Below are 17,093 nucleotides of genomic sequence, written 5' to 3'. Positions count from 1 at the left end.
GAAAAATGCGTTTTCCCTCTTGCCTCCTTGATGCTGTGCCGCTAATATTCGTCCCCGTTGTCACCGACAACACGTTGCGTTCATAGCTCAGTTGGTTAGAGCACCACCTTGACATGGTGGGGGTCGTTGGTTCGAGTCCAATTGAACGCACCATTCTGCGTCCGTAGCTCAGTTGGTTAGAGCACCACCTTGACATGGTGGGGGTCGGTGGTTCGAGTCCACTCGGACGCACCATTTCAGTCCTGAAATGGTGCAAATTCTCTCCTTTTACCCTGAATTTTCTTAATCGCTTATTTTCATCATTATTCTCCTGCTACGCTTTTCTTATGGAATAAATACAGGAAGCGCGTCAATGAAGAATATCGCGATTATCGGCTCCGGCCCTACAGGGATTTACACCTTTTATCATCTGCTTAATAACAGCACCCCGCTCTCCGTATCCGTCTTCGAACAGGCCGATGAAGCCGGCGTGGGCATGCCCTATAACGACGACGATAATTCCCGGCTGATGCTGGCGAACATTGCGAGCATAGAAATCCCGCCCATTTTTATGACCTACCTCGACTGGCTCAAGGAACAGAGCGACACCCATCTGGCGCGCTTTAAGGTTGATAAAGCCAGCCTGCATGACCGGCAGTTCCTGCCCAGACTCCTGTTGGGAGAGTATTTTCGCGACAGCTTGCGTTCAATCGTGAAAGAGGCAAAAAAGCTGGGGTTCCAGGTTGCGGTCCATGAATCCGCGAAGGTAACGGACATCATCCCCTCGACAACCGGCGTAACGCTTTCCGTCAACGACACCACTTTGCCCGAACAGTTCGACCTGGCGGTTATCGCCACCGGCCACGTCTGGCCAGATGAGGAGGAAGCCACGCGCACGTTCTTCCCCAGCCCGTGGTCGGGGTTGATGGACGCCAGCATTCCCCCTTGCCGCGTGGGCATTATGGGAACGTCGTTGAGCGGTCTGGACGCGGCTATGGCGGTGGTAATGCAGCACGGTGAGTTTCGTGACGGTAAATTCCTCCTCGACAAGGGCAGCGAAGGGTTAAACATTACGCTGATGTCCCGCACGGGCATTCTGCCTGAAGCCGATTTTTACTGTCCAATCCCTTACGAACCGCTGTCGGTATTGACCGAATTCGTGGTTGAACGCGAGATAGCCAAAGGATCGGACGGCCTGCTTGACCGCATATTTTCCCTGATGGTGAAAGAGCTCGAGCTCGCTGACCCGGCGTGGTGCGAGAAAATTTCTCTGCGTAACCAGGATGCCGACAGCCTTCGTGAGGCATGGTTTGAGGACCGTAAACGGCACGGCCCCTTTACCTGGGCGGAAGAGAACCTCAGCGAGGTTGAACGCAACAAACGCGAACGGCGCACCGTGGCCTGGCGCTATACCGTCCTTCGACTGCATGAGGTGGTTCAGGAGATTGTGCCCCACCTCAACGACGACGACAGAGAGCGCTTTAAGCAGGGCCTCGCCCGCGTGTTTATCGATAACTATGCCGCCATCCCGCCGCAGTCTATCCGCAGGCTGCTTGCGCTTCGCGAGGCCGGCATCATTAGCGTGGCGGCGCTTGGCGATGATTACACGCTCGACGCCGGCAGCGATCGGACGGTAATTACCACCAAAGAGAGCGTTTATCGTTTCGACGTGTTTATTGACGCGCGCGGGCAAAAGCCGCTCAAAACAAAGGACTTGCCTTTCCCGACGCTGCGTAAACAGCTGGCAGAGACGGGCGACGAGATACCCGACGTTGGCGAGGATTACACGCTTAAAGCGCCTGAAACGGTTCGCGGGCGCATTGCTTTCGGTGCGATACCGTGGCTGATGCACGATAGACCCTTCGTTCAAGGGCTGGCGGAGTGTGCGGAGATTGCAGAGGCGATGGCGAAGGCGGCTGAAAAACCTGCCTCGGGGAGACGGCGTCGGTTACCGTACGTGGAGAACTGACAGGGCTTCCATGCCCTGCTATCGGTAATTACTCGAAGAAGACCTCTGGGTTTTCCGACAGCGATACGAACGTTTTGGTGTTCTTATCCAGGGCAAGGATTTTGCCGCTTTCAATGTCATACACCCAACCGTGCAGACGAAGCGAATTATTACGCAGGCCCACCGCGACGGACGGATGGGTCTTGATGTTGCTCAGTTGCGCAAACACGTTCTCCTGCACCATCGCATTCACTTTATCGATCGGCTTGTCCCAGCTTTTCTTCTCTACCACGGCTTTCGCCGCGTCGGAATAGCGCAGCCAGTGCGATACGGCTGGCATTGGCTCCAGGTTGGCGTTATCGGCAATCGCCTTCATCGCGCCGCAGTTGGAGTGGCCGCAGATCACGATATCCGTCACGCCCAGCGCCACCACCGCGTATTCGATAGTTGCAGATACGCCGCCCGGCTCCGGCCCGAAAGGCGGAACAATGTTGCCAGCATTACGAATGACAAAAAGCTGTCCCGGCTCTTGCTGGGTGACCAGTTCAGGAACCAGACGGCTGTCGGAGCAGGAGATGAACAGCGCTTTGGGATTCTGGCTGGACGCTAAACTGCGAAAGAGCTCTTTACGTTGCGGGAAAATCTCTTTTTGAAAGCTGAGAAAACCTTCAATGATATGTTGCATAGCAATTTCTCTTTTATCTGTTTTCGTTTAGGTATGATCGCGATCACACTCGTAAAGTTTACCCACCGTACTTTACCTGAGACAAGCAATATATTTCTGGCCCGACCGCTGCACGATGTCGTCGGCGTTCGCCGGGATGTTTTGCCCTTCGAACGCGCCGTAAAGACGAGCGAATGATTTTCCCGCCAGGCGCCGGGTAACGTCCTCAACCGTACGGACAGGCAGCGGGAGCATATTCGGGTAGCTCCACATAAAAGACACCGCATCTTTCCCCGGGGTGACCTGCAAAATATCCCCCGCCAGCAAAACGCCCTCGCCCTCCTGCCAGTGCAGTACCGTTCCGCCCGCAAAATGGCCGCCGAGACGTAGCAAAGTGACGGACGGCCAAATCTCCAGCGCCTCCCCCTCCCAGAAATGAATCGCCGGGCTGTTGCGCATCACCCATTCGCGGTCGCTGGCGTGCAGGTAGACCGGAGCATCGAAAGCCGCGGCCCACTCCTGCATCGTGGTGTAATAGTGCGGATGCGAAATCGCAATGGCGTGAAGGCCACCGAGCGCGGTGATGAGCGTTTGGGTTGCCGGGTCAAGGTTGGCAATGCAGTCCCAAAGAATATTGCCGTGCGGGGTGCGCAGAAGCAGCGCCCTCTGGTTAATCGCAAAAGCGGGAACCGTTTTGATACTGAACAGCGCGGGCTCCAGCTGCTGCCATTTATTCACGTGCGTGGCCGTCACCGTCGCGTAATCAATCCACGCCTGACCGCTGACCGGGACATACTGGCGTTCATCCTCGCAAATCGGACATCTCTCCGGCTTTCCATCATAGGAGGTACCGCAGGTTTTACAGAGTGTAATCATGAGCGCTCCTCGGTGATAAAGCACTGAGTATGGCAGGGATTATCCTTATGTGCTGCGAGGTACATTGCCGACGTTTTTTACCCTATACTGTGCCAGTATCAAAAACCGAACAGAGCAGGTGCAACATGGAAATTGATCTCGATAACTTAGTTTTTAACGGTCTGGATGAAGCGGAAGAGCGTAACGCGGAACGTCTGGACGACGCGGATAAAAAAGCGCAGGCGATTGTTGCCGACGACGACTGCGGTGATGCCTGCAAGATTTGATAAAAAAAGCACCGGTAAACCGGTGCTTTTTTATTTTACTTTTTCAGCCCGTCAATGGCCGCCGCACGGTGCGCTTCCACGGTTCTCGGGGAAAGATTCAGGCGTGCAGCCACCTCTTTATTACTGCACCCTTCCAGCAGTACGGTCAGGGTAACCAGAATGCCCTTCTCATTTTTCAGACTGTCGACATTACCAGTTAACGTTGCTGAGAACAAAAAAACGCGGGCGTAATCAGATCTCAGGCGTTTTGCTAAAGCCGGTCAGCATCAGGATCAGGCTTTGCGGGGAAGACGCCGTCTCAAACTGGTAGTGATTTCCCTGACGATCGCCGCCGATGTACCACGAAATCTCGGTTTTCCCTTCTGCCAGCGCCTTGCGCACCGCTTTATCCACGTCCACCATCCGGTATTCGCGGGAGTGGTTAAGGTAAAGCACCGCATCCGAACGATAGTTACAGGCTGGCCGCGACTGCCAGCTCACGCTGGCCGGATCCCAGTCGTTGCTTGCCGGATAGAAGAAAATTTGATCCGCGCCGTTGGTTTCCACTTTCCCGCCATAAATCCGCACGCGGTATTTAAACTGCGAAGGATCCTGTCCGGCAGGCAGCGGGGGAATGTGAAACTTCACCAGCGACAGCGTTTCGCTGTTTTTGGTGCGCCCGCCGTTCTGCCAGTTATCCTGCACCAGCAGGACCTGGGGCTCTGGCTGGGTAAGCGCGGGCTCCAGGCTGCTGAGCCAGACGCTGGCCTTCGCTTTTGAATAACCATACGGAACGGTGGTGCCGCAGTCCAGACCGCGGTTCATGCACAGATCGGTCATAAAGCGCGCGGCGTCTTCCGTCCAGCCGTTCATAAAATCAGCATGCGCCGTATACAGGCTCCCCCACCGCTCTTCACGCTCGTTGCCGTGCATGATGGGGTCGAGAGAAAGCTGCGCTTTGCTGGTATCGAGCGAGCTAATCGTCGGGAGCACGTACGCAATGTTCATGTTCACAGTGGGAATTTTCACCGGGAAGTCGGACGGGCACTGCCCTTTGGTGTCGTAGGTGGCGTTGGCCAGACCGTGAGCGGGCTTAAGATTTACCCCGTCCCAGCAGTTCGGAAACTGAATGCCGATATTAAACTGCACGGCATCGTTCGCCTTGCGTAAGCCGCAGACCTCACCCGTTTTGGTGGTGTAGCCCTTGCCGTTAGCGCACAGGAAGGTGATATGTGGATTCGGCGCGGTGCCGTGATGATCGCCCGCCAGCAGCGACAGCCCCGCCGGGAACGGGTGCAGCGGCCAGGTGTCGACGTTCGATGCCTGATAATAGGTTTTTTGATAGGCGGGTTTGACCACCGTTCCGTCAGGCAATTTCAGAGAGGGTGCCCAGTAGGCCGAGCTGTCTGCTTTGTTATCGCAGGTGGTCTTTTCATCTTTACGCAGCGATTCACGGCTGGAGAAGGCATCCGTTTGCACGTTGCCAAAAAAATCGTGCAGCATGGCCTCGTTGGGCATGCCGTGCATCATAATGGCATCGTCGCCGAGCGTGTGGGAGTAACCGCAGACGACGTGCGCCTGTGGCGCAGCGTGCGCCGCCTGCATGGCAATCAGTAGTGCGGTGGCAGAAAGTGCCGGGGTTAATACTGTCCGTTTCATTATCATCTCCTTCTGAGAAAGGAGATATTGGTATCAAAACGGCCAGGGTTTACCGAGGATTTGCCCGCGTATTTTTCCGTTCATCCCTGCTTTACACGGATCACGCACAGTTCATTCCAGTACGTTTCGCGCGTGCGGCGAAGTTCAGCGTGACGTTTTATCATGGAACCACTCCGGGTCGATGTTAGCGACGTCCACGCCATACAGGCTGGCAACAGGCAGTATTGACTCCAGAACACGCTGCGCGCTGTTCTCCGCATTCGCTGGCCGGGTCGCAAAAAACCGCCGTAGCGTGCCGATCCATTTTTTCATTGCCTTTACCCCTCTCGCTTCACCAGCCCTGAGTTAAGCACGCGTTTCCTGGCCGCGGAAATATCAATTCCGGCAGTCAATGTGCAGGAAGTGCAAATAGCTCCTTACATTTACCTGCCGGTAACACACTGTTCACTAATGCTTTTTTGTATAGAGCAAAGAACATTTTCTTATTTGGCGATAGCTTTTGCTTATGGGAGCGTAACGGTGCAAAACAAAAACAACGGGACGAACGATGACTATGGCAGCAAAGATGAAAAGGTTTAAAAAAGGGACGGCAGTTCTGGGATTACTGGCCGCCGGGAGCCTGTTTTCAGCGCAGGCGCTGGCCGATCGGCTGGAGGATATTAAGGCCGCGGGGGTGGTGAAAGTCGCCACGTTTGACGCCAACCCACCGTTTGGCTCAATTGATGCAAAAACGCACGAGATCGTGGGTTACGACGTGGACTTTGCCAAAGCACTGGCAAAATCACTCGGCGTGAAGCTTGAACTGGTTGCCACCAATCCGGCCAACCGAATTCCGCTGCTTCAGTCCGGTAAAGCAGACCTGATCGTAGCGGATATCACCATCACCCCGGAACGCGCGCAGGTGATTGATTTCTCCACCCCCTATTTCGTGACCGGACAACAGTTCCTGGTTCCCGCCAAATCGCCCGATAAGCTGGATGAATACAGCCGGGCGCGCATTGGCGCGGTCAAAGGCACCACGGGTGAACAGGCGCTCCACCAGCGTTTCCCGCAGTCCCGCGTGCTGGCTTATGACGACATTCCTCTGGCGCTGACGGCGCTGCGCAACGGCAACGTGCAGGCCATTACCCAGGACAGCACAATTCTTGCAGGCCTGCTGGCACAGGCTCCGGATAAAGCGAACTTCAAAATCCTGCCCGATCTGCTCAGTAAAGAAGAAATTGGCGTCGGGGTGAAGAAAGGTGAAACGGCGCTGCTGAAAGCCGTCAACGATGAGCTGGTTAATCTCGAGAAGAACGGTCAGGCGGCAAAAATCTATGACGTCTGGTTTGGCCCAAATACGCCCGCTCCACAGCCTCGCGCCTTTAAAATAGAAGCCAGGTAATTATGCTCTCAGGTTTATTTTCCCACTCCGCGGCCGGTGCCGCGGATTTTTCACATCTGGAACAGGCCAGCGTTGAGTTTCGTCACGTGGACAAACGCTACGGCGACCATCAGGTTTTACGCGACATTAACCTCACCATCACGCCCGGTGAAGTGGTTGCTATTCTCGGCCCTTCCGGTTCGGGTAAATCAACGCTGATCCGTCTTATCAATCAGCTTGAAACCCTGAGCGGCGGGGAAATCCTGGTCGACAGCAAGCCGACCGGGCAGCTTTCCGGCAGCAGGCTGCGTCAGCTGCGCAGCCGCGTTGGATTTGTGTTTCAGCAGTTCAATCTGTATGCCCACCTCACCGCCAGCCAGAACATCACCCTCGCACTGGAGCATGTGCACGGCTGGAAGCCGCAGCCAGCTCAGGAGCGCGCGCTGGCACTGCTGGAGAAGGTCGGAATGCAGGAAAAGGCTCACCACCTCCCCGCTGAGCTTTCCGGCGGCCAGCAGCAGCGCGTGGCGATTGCCCGCGCCCTGGCCTCGTCGCCGCAGATCATCCTCTTCGACGAGCCGACGTCGGCGCTCGATCCGGAGATGATTGGCGAAGTGTTATTCGTCATGAAAGCCCTTGCCCATAGCGGGATCACCATGATTGTCGTGACTCATGAGATGCAGTTCGCCCGGGAAATTGCCGACCGGATTGTCTTTATCGACGGCGGGCAGATTCTTGAAACCGCGCCGCCGGGGCAATTTTTCCGTCAACCGTCGCATCCCCGGGCGCAGCGTTTCCTGCAAAAAGTGCTGAACCCGCTGCACCAGGAGCACCTCTGATGCCCGCCCTCGACTGGCAGGGCGTGCTGGCCGGACAGCCTCTGCAGTGGATACTCTCCGGATTTCTCACCACCCTGTGGGTGACGCTGGCGGGGGGCCTGATCGCCAGCCTGCTTGCACCGTTCTTTTTGCTCCTGCGTCTTTCCGGTGGACGCATCGGGAATGCGGTCGTCAGCGGCTGGGTATCGCTGTTTCGCAATACGCCGCTGTTGGTCCAGCTGCTGTTCTGGTATTTCGCCGCCTGGAACGGGTTACCGCAGGGCTTTCGAGACGCGGTGAATGCGGATCACAGCTGGTCAATTCTGCCCGGCGACGTCTGGTGGTTTACCCCTGAGTTTTTATGTTCTGCCTGGGGGCTGGGCGTTTTTACTTCGGCGTTTTTAATTGAGGAAGCGGCATCGGGACTGCGTTCTGTTCCTGCCGGACAGCAGGAAGCGGCGCTGGCGCAAGGGTTCTCCTCGTGGCGTTTATTTCGCTACATCCTTCTGCCGCAGGGGCTCGCCAACGCCTGGCAGCCCGTTGTCGGCCAGTACCTCAATTTGATGAAGCTCTCCTCGCTCGCCAGCGGGATTGGCTTCGCTGAGCTAACCTACCAGGTCCGGCAGATTGAAAGTTACAACGCCCACGCCATGGAGGCGTTTATCGTCGGTACGGTGCTCTATTTGCTTACCGGCATTGTCATGGGGATGGTGCTGGTGCGCGTCGGTCCGCATTCAGGGAGGAAAAAAGATGGTTACAGGATTTAACGTTATTGTCGAAAACCTGGATTATCTGCTGTGGGGACGAACGGCAGCGGGTGAACCCGGCGGCGTACTGCTTTCGCTGCTGATGGCCGCAGGGGCCGCCCTGCTTGCGCTTCCCGGCGGCGTGACGCTGGCGTGCCTCGCCTGGCGCTATCCTGGGCTGGTGCGCAGGGGGCTTTTTCTGTGGGCGGAGTTGATTCGCGGTATTCCCCTGATTTTTGTGATTTTCTGGATGTGGTATCTGTTGCCGCTGATCACCGGAGGGGATCTGCCGGGGGCGCTGACCGTGACGCTGGCGCTGGCCTGGTTTACGGCGGCATCGGTGATGCATTCGGTTTTTGCCGGGCTCAGGGCGCTCCCAGCGGGTCAAAACGAGGCCGCGCTGTCTCAGGGGTTCAGCACGCAGCAAACCCTGTGGCGCGTGCTACTGCCGCAGACGCTGAGAAATATTTTGCCGTCGCTGGTGGGAATTTTTATCAGCCTGCTGAAGGATACGTCGCTGGCATTCATCGTCAACGTCCCGGAGCTGACAACGGTGGCGGGACAGGTCAATAACCGGGTGCAAATCTACCCGGCGGCCATCTTTATCTTTACGGGTGCGGTCTATTACTTGCTCTGCTGCTCGCTTGAACAGGTCGCGAAACGCTGGCGCGTTAGCCGGCCAGCGCCTTAACCACCGTTTCCATCGCTTCGGTTGTCAGTGCGCTGCGCTTGATGCGCTGGTTCGCCAGCGCCGTGCGCAGCACGCCCGCAATGACAATATGCTTCGGCTCCTGCCCTAAATCACGCATCTCCAGCACCACCTTTCCGACCACCCGGCACATCTCCTGGTACAGCGCTTCATCTTTGGTCACGTTACCCATCGTCATCACTCCATTGCCTGTTAAACGTTGAGCTTAAATGATTCTCCCGCCGGATACAAAAAAGAAGCCCGGCGAGGATCTCGCCGGGCTTCATCTGGAAAATCAAATAATTAGTTGTTTACTGGAATGACCGCGCCTTTGTATTTGGTGCGGATCCAGTCCTGAATCTCTTTGGAGTGCAGCACGTTCACCAGCGCGACGATGTCTTTCTTCTTCTCGTCACCGCGATGCACGGTAATGATGTTGGCGTACGGGTTGTTTTCACCGCTCTCTACCGCAATCGGGTCGTGAACCGGATCCAGACCGGCGTCTATCGCATAGTTGGCGTTAATCACCACCGCGTCGCCTTCGTCGTTGTTATACATCTGCGGCAGCAGGGACGCTTCCACGTTCGGCGTGAACTTCAGTTTTTTCGGGTTCTCAACGATATCGCTGATGCGCGCCGTCACTTTGTCGATGCCCGGCTTCAGCTTGATCACGCCCTCTTTTTCGAAGATGGAGAGAATACGGCCTTCCTCGGAAACCGCATCACGCATGATGATCTTGCCGCCTTCCGGCAGATCCTTCAGGGATTTGTATTTTTTTGAGTAGATGCCGATTGGCTCAATGTGGATCGCGCCCGCACTGACAAAATCGTAGTCTTTATCGCCCGCATGATCTTTCAGCACGCTGTTCAGGTAAGGAATGTGCTGGAAATAGTTCGCGTCGATGTCATGACCCGCCAGCGCAGTGTTCGGCAGAATGTAGTCCTGGAACGGTTTAATCTCCAGGTCGATACCCTGCTTCGCCAGAATCGGCTTTGCCTGCTCCAGAATTTCGGCGTGCGGCGTGTTGGATGCGCCCACGGTCAGGGTGTCGGCCCAGGAGGCGAAGCTCAGGGCGCTCAGGGTTGCGGCGGCGATCAGTGTCAGTGTCTTTTTCATGATGTGGTTCCTGTGTGTATTTATTAGCGTTTATCTAACAGTGAAGTAATGACATCGCCGCAGAACTGGATAATGAAAACGATGATTAAAATGGTCACCGTTGCCACCAGCGTGACGTCACCATGGTTGCGCTGGAATCCTTCCAGATAAGCCAGATTTCCTAAACCGCCGGCACCAATCACCCCCGCCATGGCGCTGTAGCTCACCAACGCAATTAGCGTCACCGTAATACCTGATACCAGTGCAGGTGATGATTCCGGCAGTAAAACCCGAAACACGAGCGTGCTAAGCCGTGCGCCCATCGAGCGCGTGGCTTCTATCACGCCTTTATCCACTTCACGCAGGGCAATTTCCACCAGGCGTGCGTAGAACGGTGCGGCACCCACGATCAGCGCCGGCAGCGCCGCGTTGGCACCAAGAATGGTGCCGACGACGGTCTTGGTGAACGGGATCAGCAGAACGATGAGAATGATGAACGGAATCGAGCGGAACACGTTCACCACTATCGAAATGACGCTGTAGACCGTGCGGTTGTGGAACAAGCCACCGCGCGCGGTTAAAAACAGCGCCAGCCCCAGCACGATGCCCAGCACAAAGGTCGCCACGCCGGAAAGCGCGGTCATGTACAGCGTCTCCAGCGTTGCAGCCCAGAGCTGATCCCACTTGAGATGCGGAAAGAGATTCTCAGACATGTTTAATTACCTCGCCTTCAATATCGCTGTGCTGCAGGTCGGCGAGGATATTGTTCAGTTGTTCATCGGATGCCGCCACGTGGACCCAGAGCTGCCCGAAAACACCGTGGGCGGTCTGCGTCATTTTTCCGTGCAGGATGTTAAACGGCAGGCCGTAGCGCAGGGTGAGTTCCCCGACAATCGGCTTGTGCGTGCTGTGTCCGGTAAAGGTCAGCCTGATCACCGTGCCTTCCAGATCGCTTGCCAGTTCGGTATTGAAGGTCTCTTCCTCGGCGTACTGGCTCACCTGGCGGACAAACTGCTGCGTAATCGGCTGCTGTGGATGGGTAAAGACGCTCAGCACGTCGCCCTCTTCCACCACTTTGCCGTTCTCCATCACCGCCACGCGGTCGCAGATTTTGCGCACCACGTGCATCTCGTGCGTGATCAGCACGATGGTGAGTTTGAAGCGGCGGTTAATGTCCAGCAGCAGATCGAGGATCTGATCGGTGGTCTGCGGGTCGAGCGCGGACGTAGCCTCATCGCAGAGCAGCACGTCGGGGTTGTTGGCCAGCGCGCGCGCAATCCCCACGCGCTGCTTTTGCCCGCCGCTCAGCTGCGACGGATACGCATTTTCGCGTCCTTTCAGGCCAACCAGCTCCACCAGTTCGGCGACGCGCGCCTTAATCTTCGCTTTTGGCACACCGGCAATTTGCATAGAGAAAGCAATGTTCTCACTCACCGTGCGCGACCACAGCAGGTTGAAGTGCTGAAACACCATGCTGATTTTCAGGCGCGCCTGGCGCAGCGCTTCACCTTTTGCGGCGGAGATATCCTGCCCGTTAATGGTGACGCTCCCGGCGCTGGGTTTCTCCAGACCGTTCAGCAGGCGAATCAGCGTGCTTTTCCCGGCGCCGCTGTAACCGATAATGCCGTATATTTGTCCCTGCTCTATCGTCAAATTGACGTTATCAACGGCTGTGAGTGCCACCTTTCCGTTGTCAAAAACCTTCGAAATATTGCTCAGTACAATCATTCTTATTCGTTATCCGTGCCGCCCTCGGCGGTTTAGAAGTATGGATGTCCAAACGATAGTAAACAGGCGTTATCAGCTTTTAAATGAACAAAAAAGAATGTGTTATAACTTTCGGAAATAAACACCGGATTTACCGGGTGGGAAGCATTTAGACCAATTTCAGCAATGATTATCTGCCGGATGCATATCTGCTGGCGGACGCGCGTAAAAAACGGTCATTTTTGCAGCATTTTATCCCGATATAGCCATCCCCACATCCAGACAACTTTACGTCTTGCTGTCCTGACATCCAAAAACGGTATTTATATTCCTTTCTGTTCTAAACGGCAGTGAATGGTTCTTTATTGAGAAAATTTCATCGCCCTATCATCCCGTCATGACATCCCGAAAGGAAAACATCATGACGATTTACCACTCCGTCACCGAACTGATTGGCCGCACGCCGCTGATCCAGCTGCATAAGCTTGATACCGGTCCCTGCTCACTGTTTCTGAAGCTGGAGAACCAGAACCCCGGCGGCTCGATTAAAGACCGCGTTGCGCTGTCGATGATTAACGAAGCGGAGCGTACCGGCCAGCTGCAGCCGGGCGGCACGATTATTGAGGCCACGGCGGGCAATACCGGCCTCGGCCTGGCGCTGATCGCCGCCCAGAAAGGCTACTCGCTGATCCTCGTAGTGCCCGACAAAATGAGCCGCGAAAAGATTTTCCACCTGCGCGCGCTGGGTGCTCAGGTAGTGCTGACCCGCTCGGACGTGAATAAGGGCCACCCCGCCTATTACCAGGATTACGCCCGGCGTCTGGCTAACGAGCTGCCGGGCGCGTTTTACATCGACCAGTTCAATAACGTGGCCAACCCGCTGGCGCACCGCACCACCACGGCACCGGAGCTGTACGAGCAGCTTGACGGCAGAATTGACGCCATCGTCGTCGGCGTCGGCTCAGGTGGTACGCTCGGTGGCCTGCAGGCGTGGTTCGCCGAGCACTCTCCGCACACCGAGTTTGTCCTGGCTGACCCGGCCGGATCCGTTCTCGCTGACCAGGTGGAAACCGGACGCTACCACGACGCGGGCTCCTGGCTGGTAGAGGGAATTGGCGAAGACTTTATTCCCCCGCTGGCCCACATCGAAGGGGTGAATCGCGCCTGGCGCATCTCCGACCGCGAAGCGTTCGCCACCGCGCGCGAGCTGCTGAAAACGGAAGGCATTCTGGCGGGCTCCTCCAGCGGCACGCTGCTGGCGGCGGCGCTGAAGTATTGCCAGGCGCAGACCACGCCGAAGCGCGTGGTGACCTTTGCCTGTGACAGCGGCAATAAGTATCTCTCGAAGATGTTTAACGACGACTGGATGCGCCAGCAGGGGCTTATCACGCGCCCTCAGGCGGGCGACCTCTCTGACTACATTGCCCTGCGCCATGATGAAGGCGCTACCGTCACCGCCGCGCCGGACGATACGCTTTCCACCGTACTGGCACGCATGCGTCTGTATGACATCTCTCAGTTGCCGGTCCTGGAGAACGGCAAGGTGGTGGGCATTATCGACGAGTGGGATCTGCTGCGGCATATCGGCGGCGACGGCGACCGCTTTGCCCTGCCGGTCACGGCGGCCATGACCCGTCAGGTGGAATTTCTCGATAAACGTGCCACGGAGAGTGCCCTGCACGCCATCTTCGACCGCGGTCTGGTGGCCGTCATTAACGACAATGACCGTTTTCTCGGTCTGATTACGCGCAGCGACGTCCTGACCGCGTGGCGCAATCGTCTACAGCAATAAAGGATTAAACGATGAAAAACCTGGCAACCCTGAGCGTCCACAGCGGCGCATTCAACGACCCGCACGGCGCCGTCATGCCGCCGATTTACGCCACGTCGACGTTTGCGCAACCGTCACCGGGCGAGCATACCGGCTATGAGTATTCCCGCAGCGGCAACCCAACGCGCCATGCGCTGGAAACCGCCATCGCCGAACTGGAAGGCGGCACGCGCGGCTACGCCTTTGCTTCCGGTCTGGCGGCCATCTCCACGGTGCTCGAGCTGCTGGATAAAGACAGCCATATCGTCGCCATTGATGACGTTTACGGCGGGACGTACCGCCTGATTGAAAACGTGCGCAAACGCAGCACCGGCCTGCAGGTCAGCTGGGTTAAGCCGGACGACCTGGCCGGGCTTGAGGCCGCCATTCGCCCGGAGACCCGCATGGTGTGGGTCGAAACGCCGACCAACCCGCTGCTGAAGCTGGCGGATCTGGCGGCCATTGCGGCGATCGCCCGTCGTCATAACGTCATCAGCGTGGCGGATAACACGTTCGCATCGCCGGTGATCCACCGTCCGCTGGCGTCCGGTTTCGATATCGTGGTGCACTCCGCCACCAAATACCTTAACGGCCACTCTGACGTGGTGGCTGGGCTGGCAGTGGTGGGAGATAATCCGGCGCTGGCGGACCAGCTTGGCTATCTGCAAAATGCGGTCGGTGGTGTCCTGGATCCGTTCAGCAGCTTCCTGACCCTGCGCGGTATCCGCACGCTTGCGCTGAGGGTAGAAAAGCACAGCAGCAACGCGCTGGAGATTGCGCAATGGCTGGCGCAGCATCCTCTGGTCGAAAAGGTATTCTATCCCGGCCTGGAATCACATCCGCAGTACCAACTAGCCCGCACGCAGATGGCGCTGCCCGGTGGCATGATTTCCGTCGTGGTAAAAGGCGATGCGCAACGCGCCACCGAGGTGATTCGCAACCTGAAGCTGTTCACCCTCGCGGAAAGCCTGGGCGGGGTGGAGAGCCTTGTGAGCCAGCCTTACAGCATGACGCACGCCTCGATTCCGCTGGAGCAACGGCTGGCAAACGGTATTGTGCCGCAGCTGATCCGCCTCTCGGTAGGCATTGAAGATCCAAAAGACCTGATTGCCGACCTCAGCCAGGCGCTGCAAAAATAAGCAAACGGCGGCAGGTCGCTCACCTGCCGCCAAAAGTTGTCATCATGGCTTAACGCCTTGATAACAATATTATGTGAAACGGCATTGATTAATTCTGAAACACCGTTTCCATTTTCCTTTTATCTTAAAATTAGCGTATAATGCGCGCCAAATCCCTGGTGAATGGTTTCAGCGCTTGGAATACAAAAAACAACGTACAACTTCTCCTCTCCTTCGTTGGGCTGTCACTCAGGCACACTTTCTTCTGCACGCTCATTTGATGTCTCCTATCCTTAGTGCGTGTCATATACTCTTTTGCAACACAGGTTTGACTCCGCGGCGGTGCGCCCCCGGAGCGAGATTTCCATATCCTTCCCAACTTAAAGACTAAGACTGTCATGAAAAAGACGAAAATTGTTTGTACTATCGGCCCGAAAACCGAATCCGAAGAGATGCTGAGCAAAATGCTGGACGCCGGCATGAACGTGATGCGTCTGAACTTTTCCCACGGTGACTACGCAGAACACGGTCAGCGTATCCAGAACTTGCGCAACGTGATGAGCAAGACCGGTAAAAAAGCGGCGATCCTGCTCGACACCAAAGGTCCGGAAATCCGTACCATCAAACTGGAAGGCGGTAACGACGTCTCTCTGAAAGCGGGCCAGACCTTCACCTTCACTACCGACAAATCCGTTATTGGTAACAGCGAAATCGTTGCGGTCACCTATGAAGGCTTCACCAGCGATCTGTCCGTGGGTAACACCGTGCTGGTCGACGATGGTCTGATCGGTATGGAAGTCACCGCTATCGAAGGTAACAAGGTTATCTGTAAAGTGCTGAACAACGGCGACCTGGGCGAAAACAAAGGCGTTAACCTGCCGGGCGTTTCTATCGCGCTGCCAGCACTGGCGGAGAAAGACAAACAGGACCTGATCTTCGGCTGCGAACAAGGCGTTGATTTCGTTGCGGCGTCCTTCATCCGTAAGCGTTCCGACGTGGTTGAAATTCGTGAGCACCTGAAAGCCCACGGCGGCGAGAAGATCCAGATCATCTCCAAAATCGAAAACCAGGAAGGCCTGAACAACTTCGACGAAATCCTCGAAGCGTCTGACGGCATCATGGTTGCTCGTGGCGACCTGGGCGTTGAAATCCCGGTTGAAGAAGTGATCTTCGCGCAGAAGATGATGATCGAGAAATGTGTTCGCGCGCGTAAAGTGGTTATCACCGCCACGCAGATGCTGGACTCCATGATCAAAAACCCACGCCCTACCCGCGCTGAAGCAGGCGACGTGGCGAACGCCATCCTCGACGGTACCGATGCAGTAATGCTGTCCGGTGAATCCGCGAAAGGGAAATACCCTCTGGAAGCGGTCGGCATCATGGCGACCATCTGCGAACGTACTGACCGCGTGATGACCAGCCGTCTGGACTTCAACAACGACAGCCGCAAGCTGCGCATCACTGAAGCAGTATGCCGCGGTGCGGTAGAAACCGCTGAGAAACTGGAAGCGCCACTGATTGTTGTTGCGACCCAGGGCGGTAAATCTGCGCGCGCAGTGCGTAAATACTTCCCGGATGCCACCATCCTGGCCCTGACCACCAACGAAACCACCGCACGTCAGCTGGTGCTGAGCAAAGGCGTGGTTGCGCACCTGGTCAAAGAGATCGCCTCGACTGACGATTTCTACATTCAGGGTAAAGCAATGGCTCTGGAAAGCGGTCTGGCGCAGAAGGGCGACGTGGTTGTAATGGTTTCTGGTGCTCTGGTACCAAGCGGAACAACCAATACTGCCTCCGTTCACGTGCTGTAATAATTCACGAACGAATTAAATTTGATAAAAAGCGCCCAATGGGCGCTTTTTTTATTCCCGGCATTAGCCAAATTCATTCAAAAAGCAAATCGGGTTTTTCTATTTAAATGCGATTTATCTAAGATGAATCCGATGAAAAATGCCTTTTTTTACATAGCTTTTTACTCAAAACGCACTGATTCGATGCTTCTTTGAGCGAACGATCAAAAATAGGCGTATTCCCATCAAAAAAATATTCTCAACCCAAAAAAGTTTGTGTAATACTTGTAACGCTACATGGAGATTAACTCAATCTAGAGGGTATTAATAATGAATCGTACTAAACTGGTACTGGGCGCGGTAATCCTGGGTTCTACTCTGCTGGCTGGTTGCTCCAGCAACGCTAAAATCGATCAGCTGTCTTCTGACGTTCAGACTCTGAACGCTAAAGTTGACCAGCTGAGCAACGACGTGAACGCAATGCGTTCCGACGTTCAGGCTGCTAAAGACGACGCAGCTCGCGCTAACCAGCGTCTGGACAACCAGGCTACTAAATACCGTAAGTAATAGTACCTGTTAATAAAATG

Annotated in this window: 19 protein-coding genes and 2 tRNA genes; 12 read left to right on the top strand and 9 right to left on the bottom strand. The window is 55.8% G+C overall.

Going from position 1 to position 17,093, the window contains the following annotated elements:
- Positions 1-76: 76 nt before the first annotated feature.
- From IM303_RS02525 to IM303_RS02515, 3 genes are all read left to right on the top strand, one after another.
- Positions 77-153: transfer RNA gene (locus IM303_RS02525), tRNA-Val, on the top strand.
- A gap of 4 nt (positions 154-157) precedes the next feature.
- A tRNA-Val gene (locus IM303_RS02520) sits at positions 158-234 on the top strand.
- Positions 235-352: 118 nt separating this feature from the next.
- A complete protein-coding gene (locus IM303_RS02515) occupies positions 353-1,948 on the top strand; it encodes an FAD-NAD(P)-binding protein (RefSeq protein WP_193359551.1) in 1,596 nt (531 codons plus the stop codon).
- A 28-nt stretch (positions 1,949-1,976) separates the two neighbouring features.
- Here IM303_RS02515 and IM303_RS02510 read toward each other — a convergent pair whose 3' ends face one another.
- Together IM303_RS02510 and IM303_RS02505 are read right to left on the bottom strand one after the other, a co-directional pair.
- Positions 1,977-2,612, bottom strand: coding sequence for a carbonic anhydrase (locus IM303_RS02510; protein WP_028012884.1), 636 nt, complete (start codon positions 2,610-2,612; stop codon positions 1,977-1,979).
- A gap of 72 nt (positions 2,613-2,684) precedes the next feature.
- Positions 2,685-3,467: an MBL fold metallo-hydrolase gene (locus tag IM303_RS02505; protein WP_192970965.1), complete on the bottom strand. Its 783-nt coding sequence runs from the start codon at positions 3,465-3,467 to the stop codon at positions 2,685-2,687.
- A gap of 125 nt (positions 3,468-3,592) precedes the next feature.
- Between IM303_RS02505 and IM303_RS02500 the strand changes: the two genes are divergently transcribed.
- Positions 3,593-3,733 (top strand): hypothetical protein, encoded by a 141-nt coding sequence (locus tag IM303_RS02500; protein WP_003857665.1) that lies wholly within the window; start codon positions 3,593-3,595, stop codon positions 3,731-3,733.
- 35 nt (positions 3,734-3,768) lie between these two features.
- On the opposite strand, the gene IM303_RS22140 is transcribed toward IM303_RS02500, so the two are convergent.
- The 3 genes from IM303_RS22140 to IM303_RS02485 all read right to left on the bottom strand — a co-directional run bounded on the left by IM303_RS22140 (position 3,769) and on the right by IM303_RS02485 (position 5,683).
- Positions 3,769-3,948, bottom strand: a complete 180-nt coding sequence (locus IM303_RS22140; protein WP_049000831.1) for a LuxR C-terminal-related transcriptional regulator — start codon at positions 3,946-3,948, stop codon at positions 3,769-3,771.
- Positions 3,949-3,964: 16 nt separating this feature from the next.
- Positions 3,965-5,371 (bottom strand): DUF1996 domain-containing protein, encoded by a 1,407-nt coding sequence (locus IM303_RS02490; RefSeq protein ID WP_049000829.1) that lies wholly within the window; start codon positions 5,369-5,371, stop codon positions 3,965-3,967.
- 144 nt (positions 5,372-5,515) lie between these two features.
- Positions 5,516-5,683: a hypothetical protein gene (locus IM303_RS02485; RefSeq protein ID WP_032644868.1), complete on the bottom strand. Its 168-nt coding sequence runs from the start codon at positions 5,681-5,683 to the stop codon at positions 5,516-5,518.
- Positions 5,684-5,924: 241 nt separating this feature from the next.
- Between IM303_RS02485 and IM303_RS02480 the strand changes: the two genes are divergently transcribed.
- Genes IM303_RS02480 through IM303_RS02465 form a run of 4 tightly spaced genes read left to right on the top strand, consistent with a single transcriptional unit; the run spans position 5,925 to position 8,989 of the window.
- The gene (locus IM303_RS02480) at positions 5,925-6,755 is read left to right on the top strand and encodes an ABC transporter substrate-binding protein (RefSeq protein WP_071993779.1); all 831 of its coding nucleotides are present in this window, start codon (positions 5,925-5,927) and stop codon (positions 6,753-6,755) included.
- A 2-nt stretch (positions 6,756-6,757) separates the two neighbouring features.
- A complete protein-coding gene (locus IM303_RS02475; protein WP_049000826.1) occupies positions 6,758-7,573 on the top strand; it encodes an amino acid ABC transporter ATP-binding protein in 816 nt (271 codons plus the stop codon).
- Positions 7,573-8,319 carry an amino acid ABC transporter permease gene (locus IM303_RS02470; RefSeq protein WP_049000823.1) on the top strand — a complete coding sequence of 249 codons (747 nt, stop codon included), beginning with the start codon at positions 7,573-7,575 and terminating at the stop codon, positions 8,317-8,319. Before IM303_RS02475 ends, IM303_RS02470 begins: the two co-directional genes overlap by 1 nt.
- Positions 8,303-8,989, top strand: a complete 687-nt coding sequence (locus IM303_RS02465; protein WP_028012877.1) for an amino acid ABC transporter permease — start codon at positions 8,303-8,305, stop codon at positions 8,987-8,989. Before IM303_RS02470 ends, IM303_RS02465 begins: the two co-directional genes overlap by 17 nt.
- Here the strand turns inward: IM303_RS02465 and fumD are convergent.
- From fumD to IM303_RS02445, 4 genes are all read right to left on the bottom strand, one after another.
- Entirely contained in the window at positions 8,970-9,179 is a 210-nt protein-coding gene (gene fumD, locus IM303_RS02460; RefSeq protein WP_028012876.1) for a fumarate hydratase FumD, read from the bottom strand. The genes IM303_RS02465 and fumD overlap by 20 nt on opposite strands.
- Positions 9,180-9,289: 110 nt before the next feature.
- Positions 9,290-10,102, bottom strand: a complete 813-nt coding sequence (locus IM303_RS02455; RefSeq protein ID WP_028012875.1) for a MetQ/NlpA family ABC transporter substrate-binding protein — start codon at positions 10,100-10,102, stop codon at positions 9,290-9,292.
- 23 nt (positions 10,103-10,125) lie between these two features.
- The gene (locus tag IM303_RS02450) at positions 10,126-10,794 is read right to left on the bottom strand and encodes a methionine ABC transporter permease (protein WP_028012874.1); all 669 of its coding nucleotides are present in this window, start codon (positions 10,792-10,794) and stop codon (positions 10,126-10,128) included.
- Positions 10,787-11,809, bottom strand: a complete 1,023-nt coding sequence (locus IM303_RS02445) for a methionine ABC transporter ATP-binding protein (protein ID WP_045630167.1) — start codon at positions 11,807-11,809, stop codon at positions 10,787-10,789. Before IM303_RS02445 ends, IM303_RS02450 begins: the two co-directional genes overlap by 8 nt.
- Before the next feature lie 400 nt (positions 11,810-12,209).
- Between IM303_RS02445 and IM303_RS02440 the strand changes: the two genes are divergently transcribed.
- The 4 genes from IM303_RS02440 (at position 12,210) to lpp (ending at position 17,073) form a co-directional block, all read left to right on the top strand.
- Positions 12,210-13,580, top strand: a complete 1,371-nt coding sequence (locus IM303_RS02440; protein ID WP_049000820.1) for a cystathionine beta-synthase — start codon at positions 12,210-12,212, stop codon at positions 13,578-13,580.
- Between the two features lie 11 nt (positions 13,581-13,591).
- A complete protein-coding gene (locus IM303_RS02435; protein ID WP_048960384.1) occupies positions 13,592-14,737 on the top strand; it encodes a PLP-dependent aspartate aminotransferase family protein in 1,146 nt (381 codons plus the stop codon).
- 377 nt (positions 14,738-15,114) lie between these two features.
- Entirely contained in the window at positions 15,115-16,527 is a 1,413-nt protein-coding gene (gene pykF, locus IM303_RS02430; RefSeq protein ID WP_049000817.1) for a pyruvate kinase PykF, read from the top strand.
- A 309-nt stretch (positions 16,528-16,836) separates the two neighbouring features.
- Positions 16,837-17,073, top strand: coding sequence for a murein lipoprotein Lpp (gene lpp / locus IM303_RS02425; protein WP_001082307.1), 237 nt, complete (start codon positions 16,837-16,839; stop codon positions 17,071-17,073).
- The last annotated feature ends 20 nt before the right edge of the window (positions 17,074-17,093 follow it).

Source organism: Enterobacter cloacae complex sp. P38RS (assembly GCF_014930775.1).
Lineage (GTDB): Bacteria > Pseudomonadota > Gammaproteobacteria > Enterobacterales > Enterobacteriaceae > Enterobacter > Enterobacter bugandensis.
The sequence above is the reverse complement of the archived record's forward strand: the minus strand, read 5'-3'. Positions and strand labels throughout refer to the sequence as shown.